Origin of the sequence: Thioalkalivibrio sulfidiphilus (genome assembly GCF_000377945.1) — a bacterium.
GTDB lineage: Bacteria > Pseudomonadota > Gammaproteobacteria > Ectothiorhodospirales > Ectothiorhodospiraceae > Thioalkalivibrio_A > Thioalkalivibrio_A sulfidiphilus_A.
On sequence record NZ_KB898930.1, the window covers coordinates 48660 to 64901 of the forward strand.

Consider the following 16242-nt stretch of genomic DNA (forward strand, 5'->3'; position numbering starts at 1 on the left):
GGGGTCACTCATGGCAGGCGCAAAAGAGATCCGCACCCAGATCAAGAGTATCAAGAATACTCAGAAGATCACCAAGGCCATGGAGATGGTGGCCGCCAGCAAGATGCGCAAGGCGCAGGATCGCATGCTGGCGACCCGCCCTTATGCGGAGAAGATCCGCCAGGTGATCGGTCACGTGGCGATGGCCAAGGCCGAGTACAAGCATCCTTACCTCGAAGAGCGTGAGGTCAAGCGGGTCGGCATGATCATCATCTCCACCGACCGCGGTCTGTGCGGCGGCCTGAACATCAACCTGTTCAAGAAGGCCGTCCTTGCCATGCGCGAGTGGCACGACAAGGGTGTGGATGTGGATCTCTGCCTGGTGGGCAACAAGGCGCTGGGTTTCTTCAAGCGCCTGGGTGGCAACGTGGTGGGCAAGGTCAACCATCTGGGTGACCAGCCCCGCATGAACGACCTGATCGGCACCATCAAGGTCATGCTCGACGCCTACGACGAGGGCAGGATCGACCGCCTGGTCCTGGTGGAGAACGAGTTCGTCAACACCATGACCCAGAAGCCGCGGGTGACCACCCTGCTGCCCCTGGTGCCGAGCGAGGAAGACGAGCTCAAACACCACTGGGACTACATCTACGAGCCCGATACCAAGCCGGTGCTGGATACCCTCCTGACCCGCTACATCGAATCCGTGGTGTACCAGGGCGTGGTGGAAAACGTGGCCTGCGAGATGGCCGCGCGCATGGTGGCCATGAAGTCCGCGTCCGACAACGCGGGTGACCTGATCAAGGAACTTCAGCTGGTCTACAACAAGGCCCGCCAGGCAGCCATCACCCAGGAAATCTCCGAGATCGTGAGCGGCGCGGCCGCCGTCTGACCCTGGCCCGAACCCGACAGAATTGCAGACTTAGAGGATCAACATCATGAGTGCTGGAAACATCGTTGAAATCATCGGCGCGGTGGTGGACGTGGAATTCCCGCGTGACGCCGTGCCCAATGTCTACGATGCCCTGCGCGTCGATGACAGCGGCCTGACCCTTGAGGTGCAGCAGCAGCTGGGTGACGGCGTGGTGCGTACCATCGCCATGGGTTCCACCGACGGCATGCGTCGCGGCGTGAAGGTGTCCAACACCGGCGCCCCGATCTCCGTTCCCGTCGGCAAGGGCACCCTGGGCCGGGTCATGGACGTGCTCGGCAACCCGGTGGACAACGCCGGTGACGTGCAGACCGAAGAGCGCTGGTCCATCCACCGCCCCGCCCCCAGCTTCGACGAGCAGGCCGGTTCCACCGAGCTGCTCGAGACCGGCATCAAGGTGATCGACCTGCTCTGCCCGTTCGCCAAGGGCGGTAAGGTCGGCCTGTTCGGCGGCGCTGGCGTGGGCAAGACCGTGAACATGATGGAGCTGATCCGCAACATCGCCATCGAGCACAGCGGTTACTCCGTGTTCGCAGGCGTGGGTGAGCGTACCCGTGAGGGTAACGACTTCTACCACGAGATGAAGGACTCCAACGTGCTCGATAAGGTGGCCCTGGTGTACGGCCAGATGAACGAGCCCCCGGGCAACCGTCTGCGCGTGGCGCTGACCGGTCTGACCATGGCCGAGTTCTTCCGCGACGAAGGCCGCGACGTGCTGATGTTCATCGACAACATCTACCGTTACACCCTGGCCGGTACCGAGGTGTCCGCACTGCTGGGCCGTATGCCCTCCGCGGTGGGTTACCAGCCGACCCTGGCCGAAGAGATGGGTGTGCTCCAGGAGCGCATCACCTCCACCAAGAAGGGTTCCATCACCTCCATCCAGGCCGTGTACGTGCCCGCGGACGACCTCACCGACCCGTCTCCGGCCACCACCTTCGCTCACCTGGACGCCACCGTGGTGCTGTCCCGACAGATCGCCGAGCTGGGTATCTACCCGGCCGTGGACCCGCTGGACTCCACCTCCCGTCAGCTGGATCCCCAGGTGATCGGCAACGAGCACTACGACACCGCCCGTGCCGTGCAGAACACCCTGCAGCGCTACAAGGAGCTGAAGGACATCATCGCCATCCTGGGCATGGACGAACTGTCCGAGGACGACAAGCTGATCGTGGCCCGCGCCCGTAAGATCCAGCGCTTCCTGTCCCAGCCGTTCTTCGTGGCGGAAGTGTTCACCGGCGCCCCCGGCAAGTACGTGTCCCTCAAGGACACCATCCGCGGGTTCCAGGCGATCGTGGCCGGCGAGTACGACCATCTGCCCGAGCAGGCCTTCTACATGGTCGGCACCATTGACGAAGCTGTCGAAAAGGCCGGCAAGCTCAAGTAATCAGGGGTAACCCATGGCCATGACTTTTCACGTGGATATCGTCAGTGCCGAGGAGTCCATCTACTCCGGCACCGCCCAGATGGTGGTCGCACCCGCCGAGGGCGGCGAGGTGGGCATCCTGCCCCGGCATTCCCAGTACATCGCCCAGCTCAAGCCGGGCGAGGTGCGGGTGAAGGTCAGCGACTCCGGCGAGGAGCACAGCATCTTCATCTCCGGGGGCCTGCTGGAGGTGCAGCCCCATGTGGTGACCGTGCTGGCCGACACCGCCGTGCGCGCCAAGGACCTGGACGAGGCCGAGGCCAAGGAGGCCATGCGCCGCGCCGAGGAAGCCCTGTCGGACCGCAAGGCCGACTTCGACTACGCCAAGGCCCAGGCCGAGCTGATCGAGGCCGCCGCGCGCCTGCGCATGATCGAGAAGCTGCGCCGCCACACCCGCTGACGCGCGCAGACGTTGCAGGACCCGGGGGCGTGTCCCACCCGCACGGAACCATCCGCTGCCGGTGGATACGCCCCTTTTTTGTGTCCGCCTGGCATGGCAGCCTGATCCGAGTCGGGGTACGGGCGTCCCTTAACGTGTAAGTCGCGCAGCGACACCTTATATCATCTCCCTCTCCCAGTGGGAGAGGGTTGGGGTGAGGGGCGGACATGGCGCGCCTTTAATGATGCAGGATGCCGCACGCGCCATGTCCGTTCGGTCGGGCTTCAGCCCGACAACGATGCCTGTCGCCGCCACCCGGACCAGTCGGATGCAAAGGCGGTAAACTCCCCCCATCACAGATCCCAGCGGACATCACCCCGCACTACATAGCTTCATCAGGAACACGTAGACTGTCAGGTATGACGACCCCCACCAGTATCCTCATCCTCGCCGCGGGCCAGGGCACCCGGATGCGCTCATCCCTGCCCAAGGTGCTGCAGCCCCTGGCCGGACGTCCGCTGCTCTCCCATGTACTGGAGACCGCCCGAACCCTCGATCCCCATCGCCTCGTCGTGGTCTACGGCCATGGCGGTGACCGGGTGCGCGAGGCCTTCCCCGAAACCGACATCCGCTGGGTGCACCAGGCCGAGCAGCGCGGCACCGGCCACGCCGTGCAGGTGGCCCTGCCGGAGACCGATGCGGATGACCGGGTCCTGATCCTCTACGGGGATGTGCCCCTGGTCCGTGGCGAGACGGTCAGGCGCCTGCTGACGCAACTGGATGAAGGGGCCGACCTGGTGATCCTCACGGCAGCGCTCAAATCCCCCACCGGCTACGGACGCATCCTGCGCGATGACAGCGGACGGGTGCAGCGCATCGTGGAAGAGAAGGACGCCAGCGATTCCGAAAGGCGCGTCAACGAGGTGAACACCGGCATCATGGCCGCGCGGTCCAGGGACTTCACCCGCTGGCTGTCGAAGGTGACGAACGACAATGCCCAGGGCGAGTTTTACCTGACGGACTGCGTCGCGCTGGCAAACACGGAAGGCAGGCGCGTGGAAGCAGTGGTCGGACACGAGGCCATTGAACTGATGGGCGTGAACGACAAGCGCCAGCTCGCCGAGCAGGAGCGCGCCTATCAAAGGCGTGAGGCGGAGCGCCTCATGGTCCAGGGTGTGACCGTCATCGATCCGTCGCGCCTGGATGTCCGCGGCGAGGTGGAGGCAGGACGGGACGTGTGCCTCGATGTGAACGTGATCCTGCAGGGTCGCGTGAAGCTCGGTGAGGGCGCCCAGGTGGGCGCCGGCTGCGTCATCATCGATTCCGAGATCGGCCCCGGGGTGCAAATCCTGCCGCACACGGTCATCGAAGGCGCGGTCATCGGCGCCGGTGCCAGCGTGGGTCCCTTCGCGCGCATCCGGCCCGGCACGCACACGGACAGCAACGCCAAGATCGGCAACTTCGTGGAAGTGAAGAACGCCCGGGTGGGCGAGGGCTCGAAGATCAATCACCTGAGCTACGTGGGCGATAGCGAATTGGGCCGCGACGTGAACATCGGCGCCGGCACCATCACCTGCAACTACGATGGCGCCAACAAGCACAAGACCATCATCGGTGACCGCGCCTTCATCGGCTCGAACACCGCGCTGGTGGCACCGCTCACCGTGGGCGAGGGCGCCACCATCGGCGCCGGGACGACACTGAACAAGGACGCCCCCCCGGGTGAACTGACCGTCGCCCGCGCCAAGGCCATCACCATCCCGGGCTGGAAGCGCCCGGTGAAGAAACCGAAGGAATGAAAAGCTTGGACAGGATTAACAGGATTTACATGATGAAAAGGCGAAAGCGAGACTTATCATAAGCCGTTGGTCTTGATGGCCATGTTAATCCTGTAAATCCTGTCCATTGGCTTTTCCGTTCCACTTGTATTTTGTCTCTTTCCACTTGTATCTAGAGCCTTCCTATGTGCGGAATTGTCGGAGCCATCGCTGAACGCAACGTGGTCCCCATCCTGATGGAGGGCCTGCGACGACTGGAGTATCGCGGCTACGACTCCGCCGGCATCGCCGTGCGCGCGGACGATGGCCACATCCAGCGCATCCGCTCCGTGGGCAAGGTGGGTGAACTGCAGCACCGGCTGGACGCACAGCCCCTGGTGGGCCGTCTGGGCATCGCCCACACCCGCTGGGCCACCCACGGCATCCCGGCCGAGCGCAATGCCCATCCGCACATGAGCGGCGAGCGGGTCGCGGTGGTGCACAACGGCATCATCGAGAACCACGCGGACCTGCGCGCCGAGCTGAGCGCACAAGGCTTCAGCTTCACCTCCGAGACCGACACCGAGGTGATCGCCCACCTGCTTGCCCATCACCTGGGTGAAGGCGAGGACCTGCTCAGCGCAGTCAGGTCCTCGACCAGCAGAATGGTCGGCGCCTATGCGCTGGCCGTCGCATGCCCCGACGAGGCCGAGCGGCTGATCGTCGCGCGCCTGGGCAGCCCGCTGGTGATCGGCATCGGCGTGGAGGAAAACTTCATCGCCTCCGACGTCTTCGCCCTGCTGCCGGTGACCCAGCGGTTCATCTTTCTGGAGGAAGGCGACATCGCAGAGATCCGCAGGGGTTCGGTGCGGGTGCTGGACGCCCAGGGCCATGAAGTCGAGCGCCCGATACGCATCTCCCAGCTCACGGCCGCCACCGCCGACAAGGGCCCGTACCGGCATTACATGCTCAAGGAGATCTTCGAGCAGCCCGCCGTGATCGCCGAGACCCTGGAGGGGCGCATCTACAAGGGCAGGTTGCTGGAGGAGAGTTTCGGCCACGAGGCCAAGCGGCTGCTGGATGCCGCGAAAGGCGTGCACATCATCGCCTGCGGCACCAGCTACCACGCCGGCCTGGTGGCCCGTTACTGGCTGGAAGAGGTGGGCGTGCCCTGCAGCGTGGAAGTGGCCAGCGAATTCCGCTACCGCCACGTGGTGGTGCCGAAGGACACCCTGTTCGTCACCATCTCCCAGTCCGGTGAGACCGCAGACACCCTGGCGGCCCTGCGCGAATCAAAGAAGATGGGATATCTCGGCAGCCTCTCCGTCTGCAACGTGCCCGAGAGTTCGCTAGTGCGCGAATCAGACGTGGCCGTGATGACCCGCGCCGGCCCCGAGATCGGTGTGGCCTCCACCAAGGCCTTCACCACCCAGCTGGTGGCCCTGCGCCTGCTGGCCCTGGCCCTGGCGCGACGCCATGGCATGGACCGGGAAAAGGAAAAGACCCTGGTGGAGGAACTGGAGTCCCTGCCCCGCCAGGTGGAAGTGGCCCTGTCCCTGAGCGAGGCCATCGAAGAGATGGCCAACGCCTTCGCCGAGAAGACCCATGCCCTGTTCCTGGGCCGTGGCACCTTCTATCCCGTGGCCATGGAGGGAGCGCTGAAGCTCAAAGAGATCTCCTACATCCACGCCGAGGCCTATCCCGCCGGAGAACTCAAGCACGGCCCCCTGGCCCTGGTGGACGCGGACATGCCCGTGATCTGCGCCCTGCCCAACGACCCGTTGCTGGAGAAGGTGCTCTCCAACCTCCAGGAGGTCCGCGCCCGCGGTGGTGAGCTGTTCCTGTTCAGCGACGAGCGCATCAGGATCAACCTGGACCACTACCACAGCCTGACCCTGGCCGACATCTGCCCCAGCACCGCGCCCATCGTCTACACCATCCCGCTGCAGCTGCTGGCGTACCACACGGCCGTGCTCAAGGGCACGGATGTCGATCAGCCGAGGAATCTGGCGAAGTCGGTGACGGTGGAGTGAAAGACGTCGCGACGCCTTGATGTCATGACGTCACGGCGTTATATTCATCGGCAAGAGGTACCATGCCATGAATAGTGCAACCAAGCGCTCCACCATCTATTTCGACGAGCAGCTCCACGAGGCTCTGCGCCTGAAGGCTGCGCATACACATCAATCCATCTCCGAAATCGTCAACGACGCGGTGCGAGCGGCGCTGCTCGAGGATCAGGAGGACCTGGCGGCCTTTCAGGAGCGTGTGGCCGAGCCCACAATGACCTACGAAGAATTGCTCAACGACCTGAAGGCGCATGGCAAGCTATAGACTTGCCTTCAGAAAATCCGTTGCCAAGGACCTGCGGCCGATTCCCAGCCGGGATATCGCCCGGATACTCAAGCGCATCGAGGCACTTGCAGACGATCCACGACCGTCCGATAGCCAGAAGCTTTCGGGCCAGGAACGCTACCGGGTGCGCCAGGGCGTGTACCGTATCATTTACGAGATTGTGGATGATGAGCTGATCGTGACGGTCGTGAAAATAGGACACAGGCGAGAAGTGTACCGAAAGATCTGAGCAGACCCGCCTACCTCGCACCGCCGCGGAGGTGAGCTGTTCATGCTCAGCGACGAGCGCATAAGGGTCAACCTGGACCACTACCACAGCCTGACCCTGGCCGACATCTGCCCCAGCACCGCGCCCATCGTCTACACCATCCCGTTGCAATTGCTGGCGTATCACACGGCAGTACTCAAGGGCACGGATGTGGATCAGCCGAGGAATCTGGCGAAGTCGGTGACGGTGGAATAGCCACCAGCGAAAGGCGTACCTTTGCTATAAAGAACAATAGGTTGCGATGGCGGGGGTGTGGTTTATGGGGTTGTATGAGCAACATCAGCTAAGTTAAGAGGCGATGTCATGTAACATATGCTATGTTACATGAGTTGCGTAACAAGAGCGGGTTAAACTCATGCCAGTGGGACACAGCGGACGGATCGTGATCGAGATCGATCCAGAGCTTAAGCAGGAACTCCATGCCACCCTTTCCAAGGAAGGGGTCAGCCTGAAACAGTGGTTCCTCGATAATGCTGAACAATACTTGCGGGAAAAGTCCCAACTCACACTCCCGCTACCGTTTGGAAATGACCTCAAGGAGGAGGCCTACTCATGATGCGCTTTAACAGCGAAAAAACGGCATTCGGACGCCACGAGACCTTCCCCCTTCGTTACAGTTGGCTTACCAAGGGCATCCATGCGCTTTTGGAAGATTCCACCGTATTCCAATCCGATGAAGCCACCGTCACGCTTGGCGTGGGGAAGAACATGGTTTCTGCCATTCGATATTGGATAGAGGCAGCACAGTTAGCTGAGCGTCGTGATGGTCAGCTAATTCTTACGCAGATAGGGGAGGAACTTTTCAGTCCAGGCCATGGGTACGACCCCTATATGGAAGATGAGGCTACCATTTGGCTGATTCATTGGTTGATTGCAACTAATGCCGAGCTCGCCACCGCCTGGTATTGGTTCTTTAATCGATTCCACAAGCCAGAGTTTACATCTCAAGAAGTAGGCGCAGCACTCGTGGACTTCGTAAAGAGCGATATCAAAACCCGAGTTGCCGCATCGACAGTGAAACAAGATGCTGCAATCCTACTTCGGATGTATACGCAATCTAGCAGAAGTGCTCGCACCCCGCTGGAGGAAGCCCTTGATTCACCACTATCGTTGTTGGGTCTAGTTTCGCACCTGCCAGGTTCCAAGCGTTATCAGTCACGCCCCGACACGCGTGATGGTCTTCCGGTGGGAGTTTTCGCGTATGCCGTGGCGGATTACCTCCAGTTCACCAAGGCCAAAGAAGTGCCGATCGAGGAGTTGATGTATGGTCGAGCGGCTTATCCCGCAATCGGCGGCGTCTTCCGCCTAACAGAGGCTGGGCTGATCAGCAAGTTAGAGGAGATGGTGCGCGTTTTCCCAGGAGCGTATGAGACTCGAGAGACGGCGGGAGTCCATCAATTATATCTTCTCGAGGAGAAGCCGAAGATCTCCTATTTAGACCATCACTACAGTGCCCACTACAGCGAGGTGGCCGCATGAGCCTTGCCAATAAGGTCGCTGTTAATGCGTATTACACCCGTTCCATCAACTTAGAGCGTGATGCGAACTCCACTGCAGTCGTCGGAGCGTATATCCCGACTTCGCGAGCCATTAAGACACTGGATCGTATCGCGGATTCCTTTGAGACAGCTCAAGCACCGCGTGCTTGGTCCCTGGTGGGCCCCTATGGTTCCGGCAAATCATCATTCGCGATTTTCCTCGCGCACCTGCTGGCGCGGGCTGATCAAGATGCTACAAAGTCAGCAGCAATGGTGTTGCGAAAAGCCAACGCCAAATTGGCTAAGCGTTTTGAGAGCTTCGGGAAAGACAGCCTTGGGCATTGCTATGTCCTGTTGACAGGCAGCCCTGAGCCACTGAGTAGCCGGCTGGCAAATGCGCTCGCTGAGTCAGCCGCATCTTACTGGTCAAACCGACCAGGCCGGGCCCCGAAAGTGGTTAAGGATCTAGCTGCTCTCGCTGCCAAGGCAGGAATTACGACTACGGACATTCTGGAAGGTGTTGAAGCACTTCAGGATGCCGTCGCCAAGGTTGGTGGTAATGGTGTACTCATCGTCATCGATGAACTTGGAAAGTTTCTTGAGTATGAAGCAAGGCACTACGGAGCTAATGACATCTTCTTGCTGCAGGCTCTCGCGGAGCATGCCTGTGCTGGACACAAGGCCAACCTCACGCTTGTGGTCTTGCAGCATCAGTCTTTCGAGCATTACGCCAAGGGTCTTGGCGAGAACCTTAAGAACGAATGGGCCAAGGTGCAAGGCCGCTTCGAGAATATCCCATTCCTAGAGTCGACAGAGCAAACGCTGCGTGTCGTCGCTGCTGCGTTTACGCATCAGCTGAGCACCACTGATCGAGCCGAGATCAAGGCAACTGCAACGAAGTGGTCAAATGATCTTGCAGCAGCCGGTGCGTTGCCGAGCATGTTGGATGAGAAGGCGGCTGCCGAACTCTTCACCAATTGCTATCCGATCCATCCGATCGCGGCCATCCTGTTACCGATTCTGTGCCAAAAAGTGGCTCAGAATGAGCGAACGCTATTCAGCTATCTCGGGAGCCAGGAGCCTCATGGCTTCCGTGACAGTCTAATGCGTTTGGAGAAGGTGGGTGATTGGATCTATCCCTGGGAGATCTACGAGTACTTCATTCTCAACCAACCGGCGGCTGTATCCGATCACTACACGCATCGCCGTTGGGCTGAAGTGGTTACGGCTGTTGAGCGCCTTGGTGACGCTCCAGATATCGAGGGCCAGCTCCTTAAGACCATCGGGCTTTTCAACATCGTCGGCCCCCAAGGCGGATTCAAGGCTTCAAAAGTCCTGGTAGATCTTGCCCTTTCAAAGAAAACCGAAGTAAAGCGCGCCACTCAGGCGCTAATCTCCAAGTCGCTAATTCAATTTAGAACATTTAGCGGCGAATATCGCGTATGGCAAGGAAGTGATTTCGATCTAGACGCAGCTGTTGATGAGCAGCGAGCAAAGCTCGGTCGATTCGAACTCGCGGAAGTTCTGAACCGTCGGCACGCATTGCTCCCAATAGTCGCCCGTAAGTACACCATTCAGAGCGGGACACTCAGATACTTTGTCCCTGTGTTTGTCGATGCGAAAAGCTATAGAACCATTGCGCGGTGCGAAGATCAACCGCGGATAATCTTCTACCTGTCAGAGGGGCAGAATGACGAGAGTGTCTTCTGTTCAGATGTCATCAAGAATTTCGATGACTTAGATCTTGTCGTTCTACACAGGAATGCCAGTCTGCTAAGAGAAGCCGTTGCTGAGAACCTGGCGCTTGAAGCGGTTCAGCGTGAGGCGCAGGAGCTCCATGCGGATCCGGTCGCCCAACGGGAATTCAAAGATCGCTATGCTGCCGCCCAACTTGTTGAGCAACAGCTACTCAGCGCGTTGACTGAGCGACCAGCTCATAACCAATGGTACTGGCGAGGCGATCTCCTCACTGTCACCACCAAGCGCCAATTCCAAGAAGCGCTCTCGTATATATTGCGTAGCGTCTTTCATAGCGCCCCTGCAGTTCGGAATGAGCTCATCAATCGAGACAAGCTTTCCAGCCAAGCCGCCGCCGCAAGGAACAAACTGTTTGCGGCGATGATCGAGGCGGGTGACAAGGCAGATCTGGGAATCGAGAAGTTTCCACCTGAGAAGGCCATCTATCGTTCTCTATTGCGCGAGACCCGTTTGCATCAGATGACTGAACCGGGCGTTTGGTCATTTAGTGCGCCTACAAAGCGTTCACCCTTCTACCAGTCATGGAAGGCTATTGAAGAGTTCATGGCAACGACCGAGCGTGAGTCGCGTAGCTTCCAGGAATTGTTTGATGTGCTAGCCGGACCACCCTATGGAATCAAGTCGGGTGTATTGCCGATTCTTGCGCTAGCGGCCAGCCTGGTATTCAAGGACGAGCTCGCAATTTATGAAAACCGAGCGTATGTTCCGTTCCTGTCACCAGAACACCTGGAGCGGTTGACCAAAACCCCTGACGCATTTCAGGTCCAGCGCTTCAGGATTGAAGGCGTACGTGCATCGCTGTTTGAGCAGTATTCCAGGGCTCTATTCAATGATGGCAGCCGCAAAACTGTCATCGAGATTGTACGTCCTCTTGCCAATTTCATTGGTGGATTGCCTGAATATGCGAAGAAGACCAAGAGTCAGACAATATCCGAAGATGCTAAAGCAGTGAGAACGGCATTCAATTTGGCGAAATCGCCGGAGCGCCTGCTTTTCAACGATCTGCCTGCAGCGCTAGGTTTTGATGTCAGCGCACTAGATACAAGCAAGAGTTTCGATCCAGAAGAATTTGCAGCGCGACTGCGAGACGCGCTGCGAGAACTCAAGAATGCCTTCCCAAAACTTCTGCAGGCGCAGCAACGTCTGCTAGCGCAGGCGTTCCAACTCGACGCATCTACACCACTATCGGAGCTTCGAGTTAAATTGGCTGGGCGCTATGCAGGTCTGGAGGAGCTCACGGTCGACGTCGATGGACTAAGGGCCTTCCTCAAGCGCCTAACTAAGACTAGCGGCACGGACGAAGAGTGGCTGCAAAACCTCCTGATGTTTCTTGGCCAAAAGCCTCCTGAGAAGTGGGCCGACGCGGACACGAGCGAGGCGGAAGTTCGCTTGAGTGACTTTGCTTCCCGTATTCTTGACCTAGAAACATTACGTCTACACTACGACAAGACAAGGAAGAAGGTTTCTGGTGATTTCGATGTTTACCTGCTGAAATCCCTCAAGCGAGGGGGTGAGGCTATTGAGGAGGTGGTCGCCGTTGACGCCAAACGTCATGAGGCTGTCCAGGTCGTCAAACGAGACCTTTTGGCATCTATTAGCCAGTATGCGGATCACGAACTTCAGCTTGCCGCAGTCGCTGAATTCGTAGATGAGTTTCTTGCGGAATACAGACAGCAGCAGTCCTCAGAGCACAGAGCCACAAGCCGAGACAAAAAGCTAAAGGACGCGCGAAATGAGTGAGCGTAAGTACAATATCCAAGATGCCCTTAAGCGCACCGATGCCCGGCACGTTTTAGGGTTATCCGGTGGAAAAGACAGTGCCGCCTTGGCGGTTTACATCAAGGATCGCTATCCAGAACTACATGATCGAATGGAGTACTTCTTTTCCGACACAGGCGCTGAGCTTCAAGAGGTCTACGACGTTCTTGAAAAGCTCGAAGCTTACCTCGGAAAAGAGATAATTCGGCTCAGTAGCGGAAGGCCATTTGAGCATTGGTTAAAGGTCCATAACGACTTCTTGCCTTCACCAAGACAGCGCTGGTGTACTCGCGTCATGAAGATTGAGCCCTTCGAGCGCTGGATTGGAACGGATGATGCCATTAGCTACATTGGTATTAGGGCTGACGAGTTCAGAGAGGGGTATATAAGCCACAAAGATAATATCAAAGCCGTGTACCCCTTCATTGAGGACGGGCTGGTACGGGACGATATTTTTCAAATTCTAGAAGATTCTGTAGGTATTCCCGAATACTATAAATGGCGCAGTAGATCCGGATGCTATTTCTGCTTTTTTCAACGACAAGAAGAGTGGCTGGGGTTAAAAGAAGAACATCCTACCCTATTTGATATGGCAGTGAGCATAGAAAAAGAGGCTGGTAACGGGTACACCTGGGTTCAGGGACGAACGCTTGAGGAAGTCGCACAACACGCAATGAACAAGCGCAAGATGTTGGGGCCAAGAGCGACCAAAACGGCGGTACGCTGGCAGGACTCATTGCGTAGTGGTGAAGAAGATGATGACCCTGAAGACCAGTCCTGCTTGATATGTAGTTTGTAGGTCTTGCTAATGCCGTGATAGAGATCAACAAATTTATGGATAAGAATCAGCTTAAAATCGATATCGAGCCGAAGAGAATAATAATTACATCTGAGCCATACGTTATGTATACAAAGCGCGGCTACCAAGCAGTGGTAGATGTCATAGAGAGCAGAAGTAAGCGAGACTATTTTATATATATATCCGCGCGTTCTTTGTCAGATCGATTAGAAGAGCTTAGGTTGATGAATAATAATAAACTGCATGGGCTTGAGATTTGGGTAAGAAAGGAGTCGGCTGAAAAAATGGCGGGATATATTGTAGAAGAGTAGCAATATGTCTTGCGACCCTAGAAACGCCTCTCGGCCATTTAGATTAAGTGAAATAGAAAGGCCTGAGTACCACGGCTATGGTATCTATGGTTTTTGGTATCGAGGGCGTTGCATATATATAGGGAAAGCGGAAGATCAGGTTCTGACAGAAAGATTAAAACAGCATTGGGCGAATTGTCATAATGATCTTCTAAAGCAATGGCTCGCCGCTAAACCAGGCGAAATCCGGTTCGTGGTAAAAATGATCGACCACAAAGAACAGATACAAGTATACGAAAAGTTTTATATCAGAAGATTTCAGCCGATAACAAATAAAATAAGGTATCAAAGTAAATAGCTTAGCATTGTCCCATTTTTAAGGAGTCAAAATGGCAACCGCAATACCTGCTATGAAAGGGAAGTTTGGTACGACAGAGTATTATTTAGTGACTATGCGTGCGAAAGAGCTTGCTGATCGTCTAATCATACCTAAGGAATTGGAAGATTGGGATGATATGTCGATTGAAGAGAGATTTCAGCGCGAAGTAAATTATGGGCGTGTTAAAAAGCACATAGCGCCATATCTTGCGCACGATGAGGATCGATTCTTTGGCGCGTTTATTGTTGATATTTACAATGGAGATAATGTCGAATTCGAGCCCATTGATAACATAATAAGCAAATTGCCAGCGCTATATCAGCGAGCAGGTAGTGCTTTCGGATTTCTCTACTTTCAAGGTGATGAGGTATTAGTTCCCTTAGATGGGCAACATAGACTTGCCGCGATTAAGTTCGCGATATCAGGAAAAGATGAGAAAGGAAAGGATATACCCGGTCTTAGTCCTAATATGGAGGTTGCAAGTGATCTTTGCACGGTGATCTTGCTCAAGCATGATCCAAGGAAGGCAAGAAAGATATTCAATAAAGTGAATAGGTATGCTAAGGCGACTTCAAAATCTGACAATCTTATCACGGCTGATGATGATATCGTTGCGATAATAACGCGTGAGGAAGTGGCGGATAAAGTCATTCATGAGCGGCTTGTAAACTATGACTCTAATACACTCAATGCCTCATCCCCTTACTTTACTACCCTTTCCACTTTGTATGAGGCGACTGGTCTTATCCTTGAGGACACCTTTGGAAAGGTTGACAGAACGACACTTCCTTCTCCCGCGGATCAGAATTTATACAGACAGGTTGTTCGTGAGCACTGGGAAACGCTGTGTCAAAAAGTAAGTCTGTTCGAGAATGCACTTCATGATCCATCTGAGAATGGTGATGACAAGCGCAGAGAAATTCGGCGAGATTTTGTACTTGGCAAGCCGATAGCACAACTCGCTCTAGTGGACGCTGTGCTTAGACTAAGGAGTGAGGAAAACGATGGCTCGCGTCTATCTTGGAATGAAGTAACAGAAAGAATAAACCTGGTAGATTGGAGATCAGATGCACCTTTATGGCAAGGTGTTTTGATGTCCGGTGATAAAGTGGTAACAGGTAAGCAGTCAGCTAAATTTGCTGCAAGATTTATCGCGTATTATCTAGGTCAGAAGACATTTCCTAAAGAGTTAGAGGTATTGCGCGATCAATACCGTGGTCATCCAGGTAATGAAGGAAAAGATTTACCTAAGCCCATAGCATGATTATGTTGTTGACGGATATGGAGGTCAGACCACGATAACCATTGGTATATTGTGTGAACGCCTTTCCTTCGGGTTGGGGTTCACACGTAGAGCGCCATTTCATGGATCGATAATGGCGCTCTTCTGGTGCCTATGAGGTTCTGTGCGTAGCTAGTCAGCAGAGCCGCGTCCCAAATGTATCTACGTCGCCACGTGCTTCTGATCCTCGATGATCAGGCTAGAACGTGGTCGGAGCATGGCAACATATTGATATATAGAGCCAAAGCCTTGCTTTGGGGCTGCGATTACTGCTTTGAGGGCAATTTCTGGGGGCAAAATGGCTCACCAAGGCCAACATGGCACCGTGTTCGGCGATCCGTCCAGTCATTGCATCTAATCTGCCACCCGCTTTTGGCCCAAATGGTGTCGTCATGACCCAGAATCGATGATGCCTCTATCACGCCATCCAGCACGGAGGGGTTATTCTGATCCACCAGGGGCCTGATGGCCCGGATGGGGATTCCAAGAGTCATCAACACAGCGCATTGACCTGAGGTCGGTGATGAGCAAGTTGGACCAAGACGAACGTGAACTCCTGGAGGCGTTTGAGGCAGGGAAACTCAAGCGCCCGACTAATGCAGCTGAAATTCAGGCACGGCATCAGAAATACGCGGAAGCGATGTTCAAGAAGGATGCGCGGATCAATATCCGGCTTTCCTCCAAGGATTTGCGGGCGTTGCAGAAGAAGGCGTTGGCGGAAGGCATTCCCTACCAGACCCTCGTTGCGAGCATCCTTCACAAGTACGTTGAAGGACGTTTGCACGAGGATCGGTAGTCTGATTTCGCGTTAACCTGCTTCGGGGAAGCGATCCCAACAAAGTCTGTCCGTACAGACCAATATCCGACTAAGACGCTCGGTTGTACGCCTGCCCGTTCTGGGGTAATTTGCCCGGCGGTCAAAACCGTGCCGTCATGGCGGAGAGTAGAAACATGGATCAGAAAGAACTGAACACCCGCTGCGTGGAGCTGTTTCAGAGCCCCCGCGTGATGCAGAAGATGTGGAACCCCCGGATGTTCTGGGAGTTCGGCCGCAAGCTGAATCCCCAGGCCGCTGATCTGACCATCCCCAAGGTGGACCTGGAAGAGCTGGAAGTGCTGCTCTCCGCCGCCGCCTATGTGGACTCCCAGTGCGCCGCGGCCGTGAACGCCCGTGAGGCCGGCCGTGCCGACTTCATCCGTCGCGCCGTGCAGAGCGGTCAGCGTCCCCTGCTGCGCAGCAACCAGGTGAGCGCCGCCGCCTGAGGGTCTGCCTCATGGCAGTCGAAGAAGCCGGGCCTGGTGCCCGGCTTTTTTGTGGGCGTTTTTAAGGGTCCGCAAATGAACGCAAATGGACGCGAATAAGGCCAGAACAGCACGACCCAACTAAACAAGCAGGTCTTTTC

17 protein-coding genes are annotated in these 16242 nt (G+C 56.4%); all 17 read left to right on the forward strand.

The features are described from left to right. Window positions 1-10 precede the first annotated feature (10 nt). The 17 genes from atpG (at window position 11) to D580_RS0105655 (ending at window position 16102) form a co-directional block, all read left to right on the forward strand. A complete protein-coding gene (gene atpG, locus D580_RS0105590) occupies window positions 11-871 on the forward strand; it encodes a F0F1 ATP synthase subunit gamma (RefSeq protein WP_018953446.1) in 861 nt (286 codons plus the stop codon). A 46-nt stretch (window positions 872-917) separates the two neighbouring features. After that, window positions 918-2297 (forward strand): F0F1 ATP synthase subunit beta, encoded by a 1380-nt coding sequence (atpD, locus tag D580_RS0105595; RefSeq protein ID WP_018953447.1) that lies wholly within the window; start codon window positions 918-920, stop codon window positions 2295-2297. Window positions 2298-2310: 13 nt separating this feature from the next. After that, complete coding sequence (locus tag D580_RS0105600; RefSeq protein WP_012639833.1) at window positions 2311-2736, forward strand: F0F1 ATP synthase subunit epsilon; 426 nt, start codon at window positions 2311-2313, stop codon at window positions 2734-2736. Between the two features lie 398 nt (window positions 2737-3134). Further along, complete coding sequence (gene glmU / locus D580_RS0105605; protein WP_018953448.1) at window positions 3135-4514, forward strand: bifunctional UDP-N-acetylglucosamine diphosphorylase/glucosamine-1-phosphate N-acetyltransferase GlmU; 1380 nt, start codon at window positions 3135-3137, stop codon at window positions 4512-4514. Between the two features lie 164 nt (window positions 4515-4678). Further along, window positions 4679-6505 (forward strand): glutamine--fructose-6-phosphate transaminase (isomerizing), encoded by a 1827-nt coding sequence (gene glmS / locus D580_RS0105610; protein ID WP_026289741.1) that lies wholly within the window; start codon window positions 4679-4681, stop codon window positions 6503-6505. Window positions 6506-6572: 67 nt separating this feature from the next. Further along, window positions 6573-6806 carry a glucose-6-phosphate isomerase gene (locus D580_RS0105615; protein WP_018953450.1) on the forward strand — a complete coding sequence of 78 codons (234 nt, stop codon included), beginning with the start codon at window positions 6573-6575 and terminating at the stop codon, window positions 6804-6806. Next, on the forward strand, window positions 6793-7056 hold the full coding sequence (locus D580_RS0105620; protein ID WP_018953451.1) for a type II toxin-antitoxin system RelE family toxin: 264 nt from the start codon (window positions 6793-6795) through the stop codon (window positions 7054-7056). Before D580_RS0105615 ends, D580_RS0105620 begins: the two co-directional genes overlap by 14 nt. A gap of 42 nt (window positions 7057-7098) precedes the next feature. Beyond that, window positions 7099-7290, forward strand: coding sequence for a hypothetical protein (locus D580_RS0105625; protein WP_018953452.1), 192 nt, complete (start codon window positions 7099-7101; stop codon window positions 7288-7290). Between the two features lie 187 nt (window positions 7291-7477). Then, the gene (locus tag D580_RS0105630; RefSeq protein ID WP_196799724.1) at window positions 7478-7651 is read left to right on the forward strand and encodes a hypothetical protein; all 174 of its coding nucleotides are present in this window, start codon (window positions 7478-7480) and stop codon (window positions 7649-7651) included. After that, window positions 7648-8574 carry a DUF4007 family protein gene (locus D580_RS0105635; RefSeq protein WP_018953454.1) on the forward strand — a complete coding sequence of 309 codons (927 nt, stop codon included), beginning with the start codon at window positions 7648-7650 and terminating at the stop codon, window positions 8572-8574. The genes D580_RS0105630 and D580_RS0105635 overlap by 4 nt, the downstream gene beginning before the upstream one ends. Beyond that, a complete protein-coding gene (locus D580_RS0105640) occupies window positions 8571-12071 on the forward strand; it encodes a hypothetical protein (RefSeq protein ID WP_026289743.1) in 3501 nt (1166 codons plus the stop codon). The genes D580_RS0105635 and D580_RS0105640 overlap by 4 nt, the downstream gene beginning before the upstream one ends. Next, window positions 12064-12888, forward strand: coding sequence for a phosphoadenosine phosphosulfate reductase family protein (locus tag D580_RS0105645; RefSeq protein WP_018953457.1), 825 nt, complete (start codon window positions 12064-12066; stop codon window positions 12886-12888). Before D580_RS0105640 ends, D580_RS0105645 begins: the two co-directional genes overlap by 8 nt. 35 nt (window positions 12889-12923) lie before the next feature. Continuing rightward, window positions 12924-13199: a hypothetical protein gene (locus tag D580_RS16530; RefSeq protein WP_155999735.1), complete on the forward strand. Its 276-nt coding sequence runs from the start codon at window positions 12924-12926 to the stop codon at window positions 13197-13199. A 4-nt stretch (window positions 13200-13203) separates the two neighbouring features. After that, window positions 13204-13536 carry a GIY-YIG nuclease family protein gene (locus tag D580_RS17065; RefSeq protein ID WP_081617244.1) on the forward strand — a complete coding sequence of 111 codons (333 nt, stop codon included), beginning with the start codon at window positions 13204-13206 and terminating at the stop codon, window positions 13534-13536. Window positions 13537-13567: 31 nt separating this feature from the next. Further along, complete coding sequence (locus D580_RS16095) at window positions 13568-14821, forward strand: DNA sulfur modification protein DndB (protein WP_081617245.1); 1254 nt, start codon at window positions 13568-13570, stop codon at window positions 14819-14821. A gap of 541 nt (window positions 14822-15362) precedes the next feature. Beyond that, window positions 15363-15635: a hypothetical protein gene (locus D580_RS0105650; protein ID WP_012639822.1), complete on the forward strand. Its 273-nt coding sequence runs from the start codon at window positions 15363-15365 to the stop codon at window positions 15633-15635. A 155-nt stretch (window positions 15636-15790) separates the two neighbouring features. Continuing rightward, window positions 15791-16102, forward strand: a complete 312-nt coding sequence (locus D580_RS0105655) for a hypothetical protein (RefSeq protein WP_018953458.1) — start codon at window positions 15791-15793, stop codon at window positions 16100-16102. Window positions 16103-16242: the final 140 nt, after the last annotated feature.

What these genes read in the sequence shown, in the direction of transcription:
- atpD (WP_018953447.1), top strand. Translation starts at nt 918, where the DNA reads ATGAGTGCTGGAAACATCGTTGAAATCATCGGCGCGGTGGTGGACGTG.
- glmS (WP_026289741.1), top strand. Translation starts at nt 4,679, where the DNA reads ATGTGCGGAATTGTCGGAGCCATCGCTGAACGCAACGTGGTCCCCATC.
- D580_RS16095 (WP_081617245.1), top strand. Translation starts at nt 13,568, where the DNA reads ATGGCAACCGCAATACCTGCTATGAAAGGGAAGTTTGGTACGACAGAG.
- D580_RS0105645 (WP_018953457.1), top strand. Translation starts at nt 12,064, where the DNA reads ATGAGTGAGCGTAAGTACAATATCCAAGATGCCCTTAAGCGCACCGAT.
- D580_RS0105650 (WP_012639822.1), top strand. Translation starts at nt 15,363, where the DNA reads ATGAGCAAGTTGGACCAAGACGAACGTGAACTCCTGGAGGCGTTTGAG.
- D580_RS0105640 (WP_026289743.1), top strand. Translation starts at nt 8,571, where the DNA reads ATGAGCCTTGCCAATAAGGTCGCTGTTAATGCGTATTACACCCGTTCC.
- D580_RS0105625 (WP_018953452.1), top strand. Translation starts at nt 7,099, where the DNA reads ATGCTCAGCGACGAGCGCATAAGGGTCAACCTGGACCACTACCACAGC.
- D580_RS0105635 (WP_018953454.1), top strand. Translation starts at nt 7,648, where the DNA reads ATGATGCGCTTTAACAGCGAAAAAACGGCATTCGGACGCCACGAGACC.
- D580_RS0105620 (WP_018953451.1), top strand. Translation starts at nt 6,793, where the DNA reads ATGGCAAGCTATAGACTTGCCTTCAGAAAATCCGTTGCCAAGGACCTG.
- D580_RS0105655 (WP_018953458.1), top strand. Translation starts at nt 15,791, where the DNA reads ATGGATCAGAAAGAACTGAACACCCGCTGCGTGGAGCTGTTTCAGAGC.
- D580_RS0105600 (WP_012639833.1), top strand. Translation starts at nt 2,311, where the DNA reads ATGGCCATGACTTTTCACGTGGATATCGTCAGTGCCGAGGAGTCCATC.
- D580_RS0105615 (WP_018953450.1), top strand. Translation starts at nt 6,573, where the DNA reads ATGAATAGTGCAACCAAGCGCTCCACCATCTATTTCGACGAGCAGCTC.
- D580_RS17065 (WP_081617244.1), top strand. Translation starts at nt 13,204, where the DNA reads ATGTCTTGCGACCCTAGAAACGCCTCTCGGCCATTTAGATTAAGTGAA.
- atpG (WP_018953446.1), top strand. Translation starts at nt 11, where the DNA reads ATGGCAGGCGCAAAAGAGATCCGCACCCAGATCAAGAGTATCAAGAAT.
- D580_RS16530 (WP_155999735.1), top strand. Translation starts at nt 12,924, where the DNA reads ATGGATAAGAATCAGCTTAAAATCGATATCGAGCCGAAGAGAATAATA.
- glmU (WP_018953448.1), top strand. Translation starts at nt 3,135, where the DNA reads ATGACGACCCCCACCAGTATCCTCATCCTCGCCGCGGGCCAGGGCACC.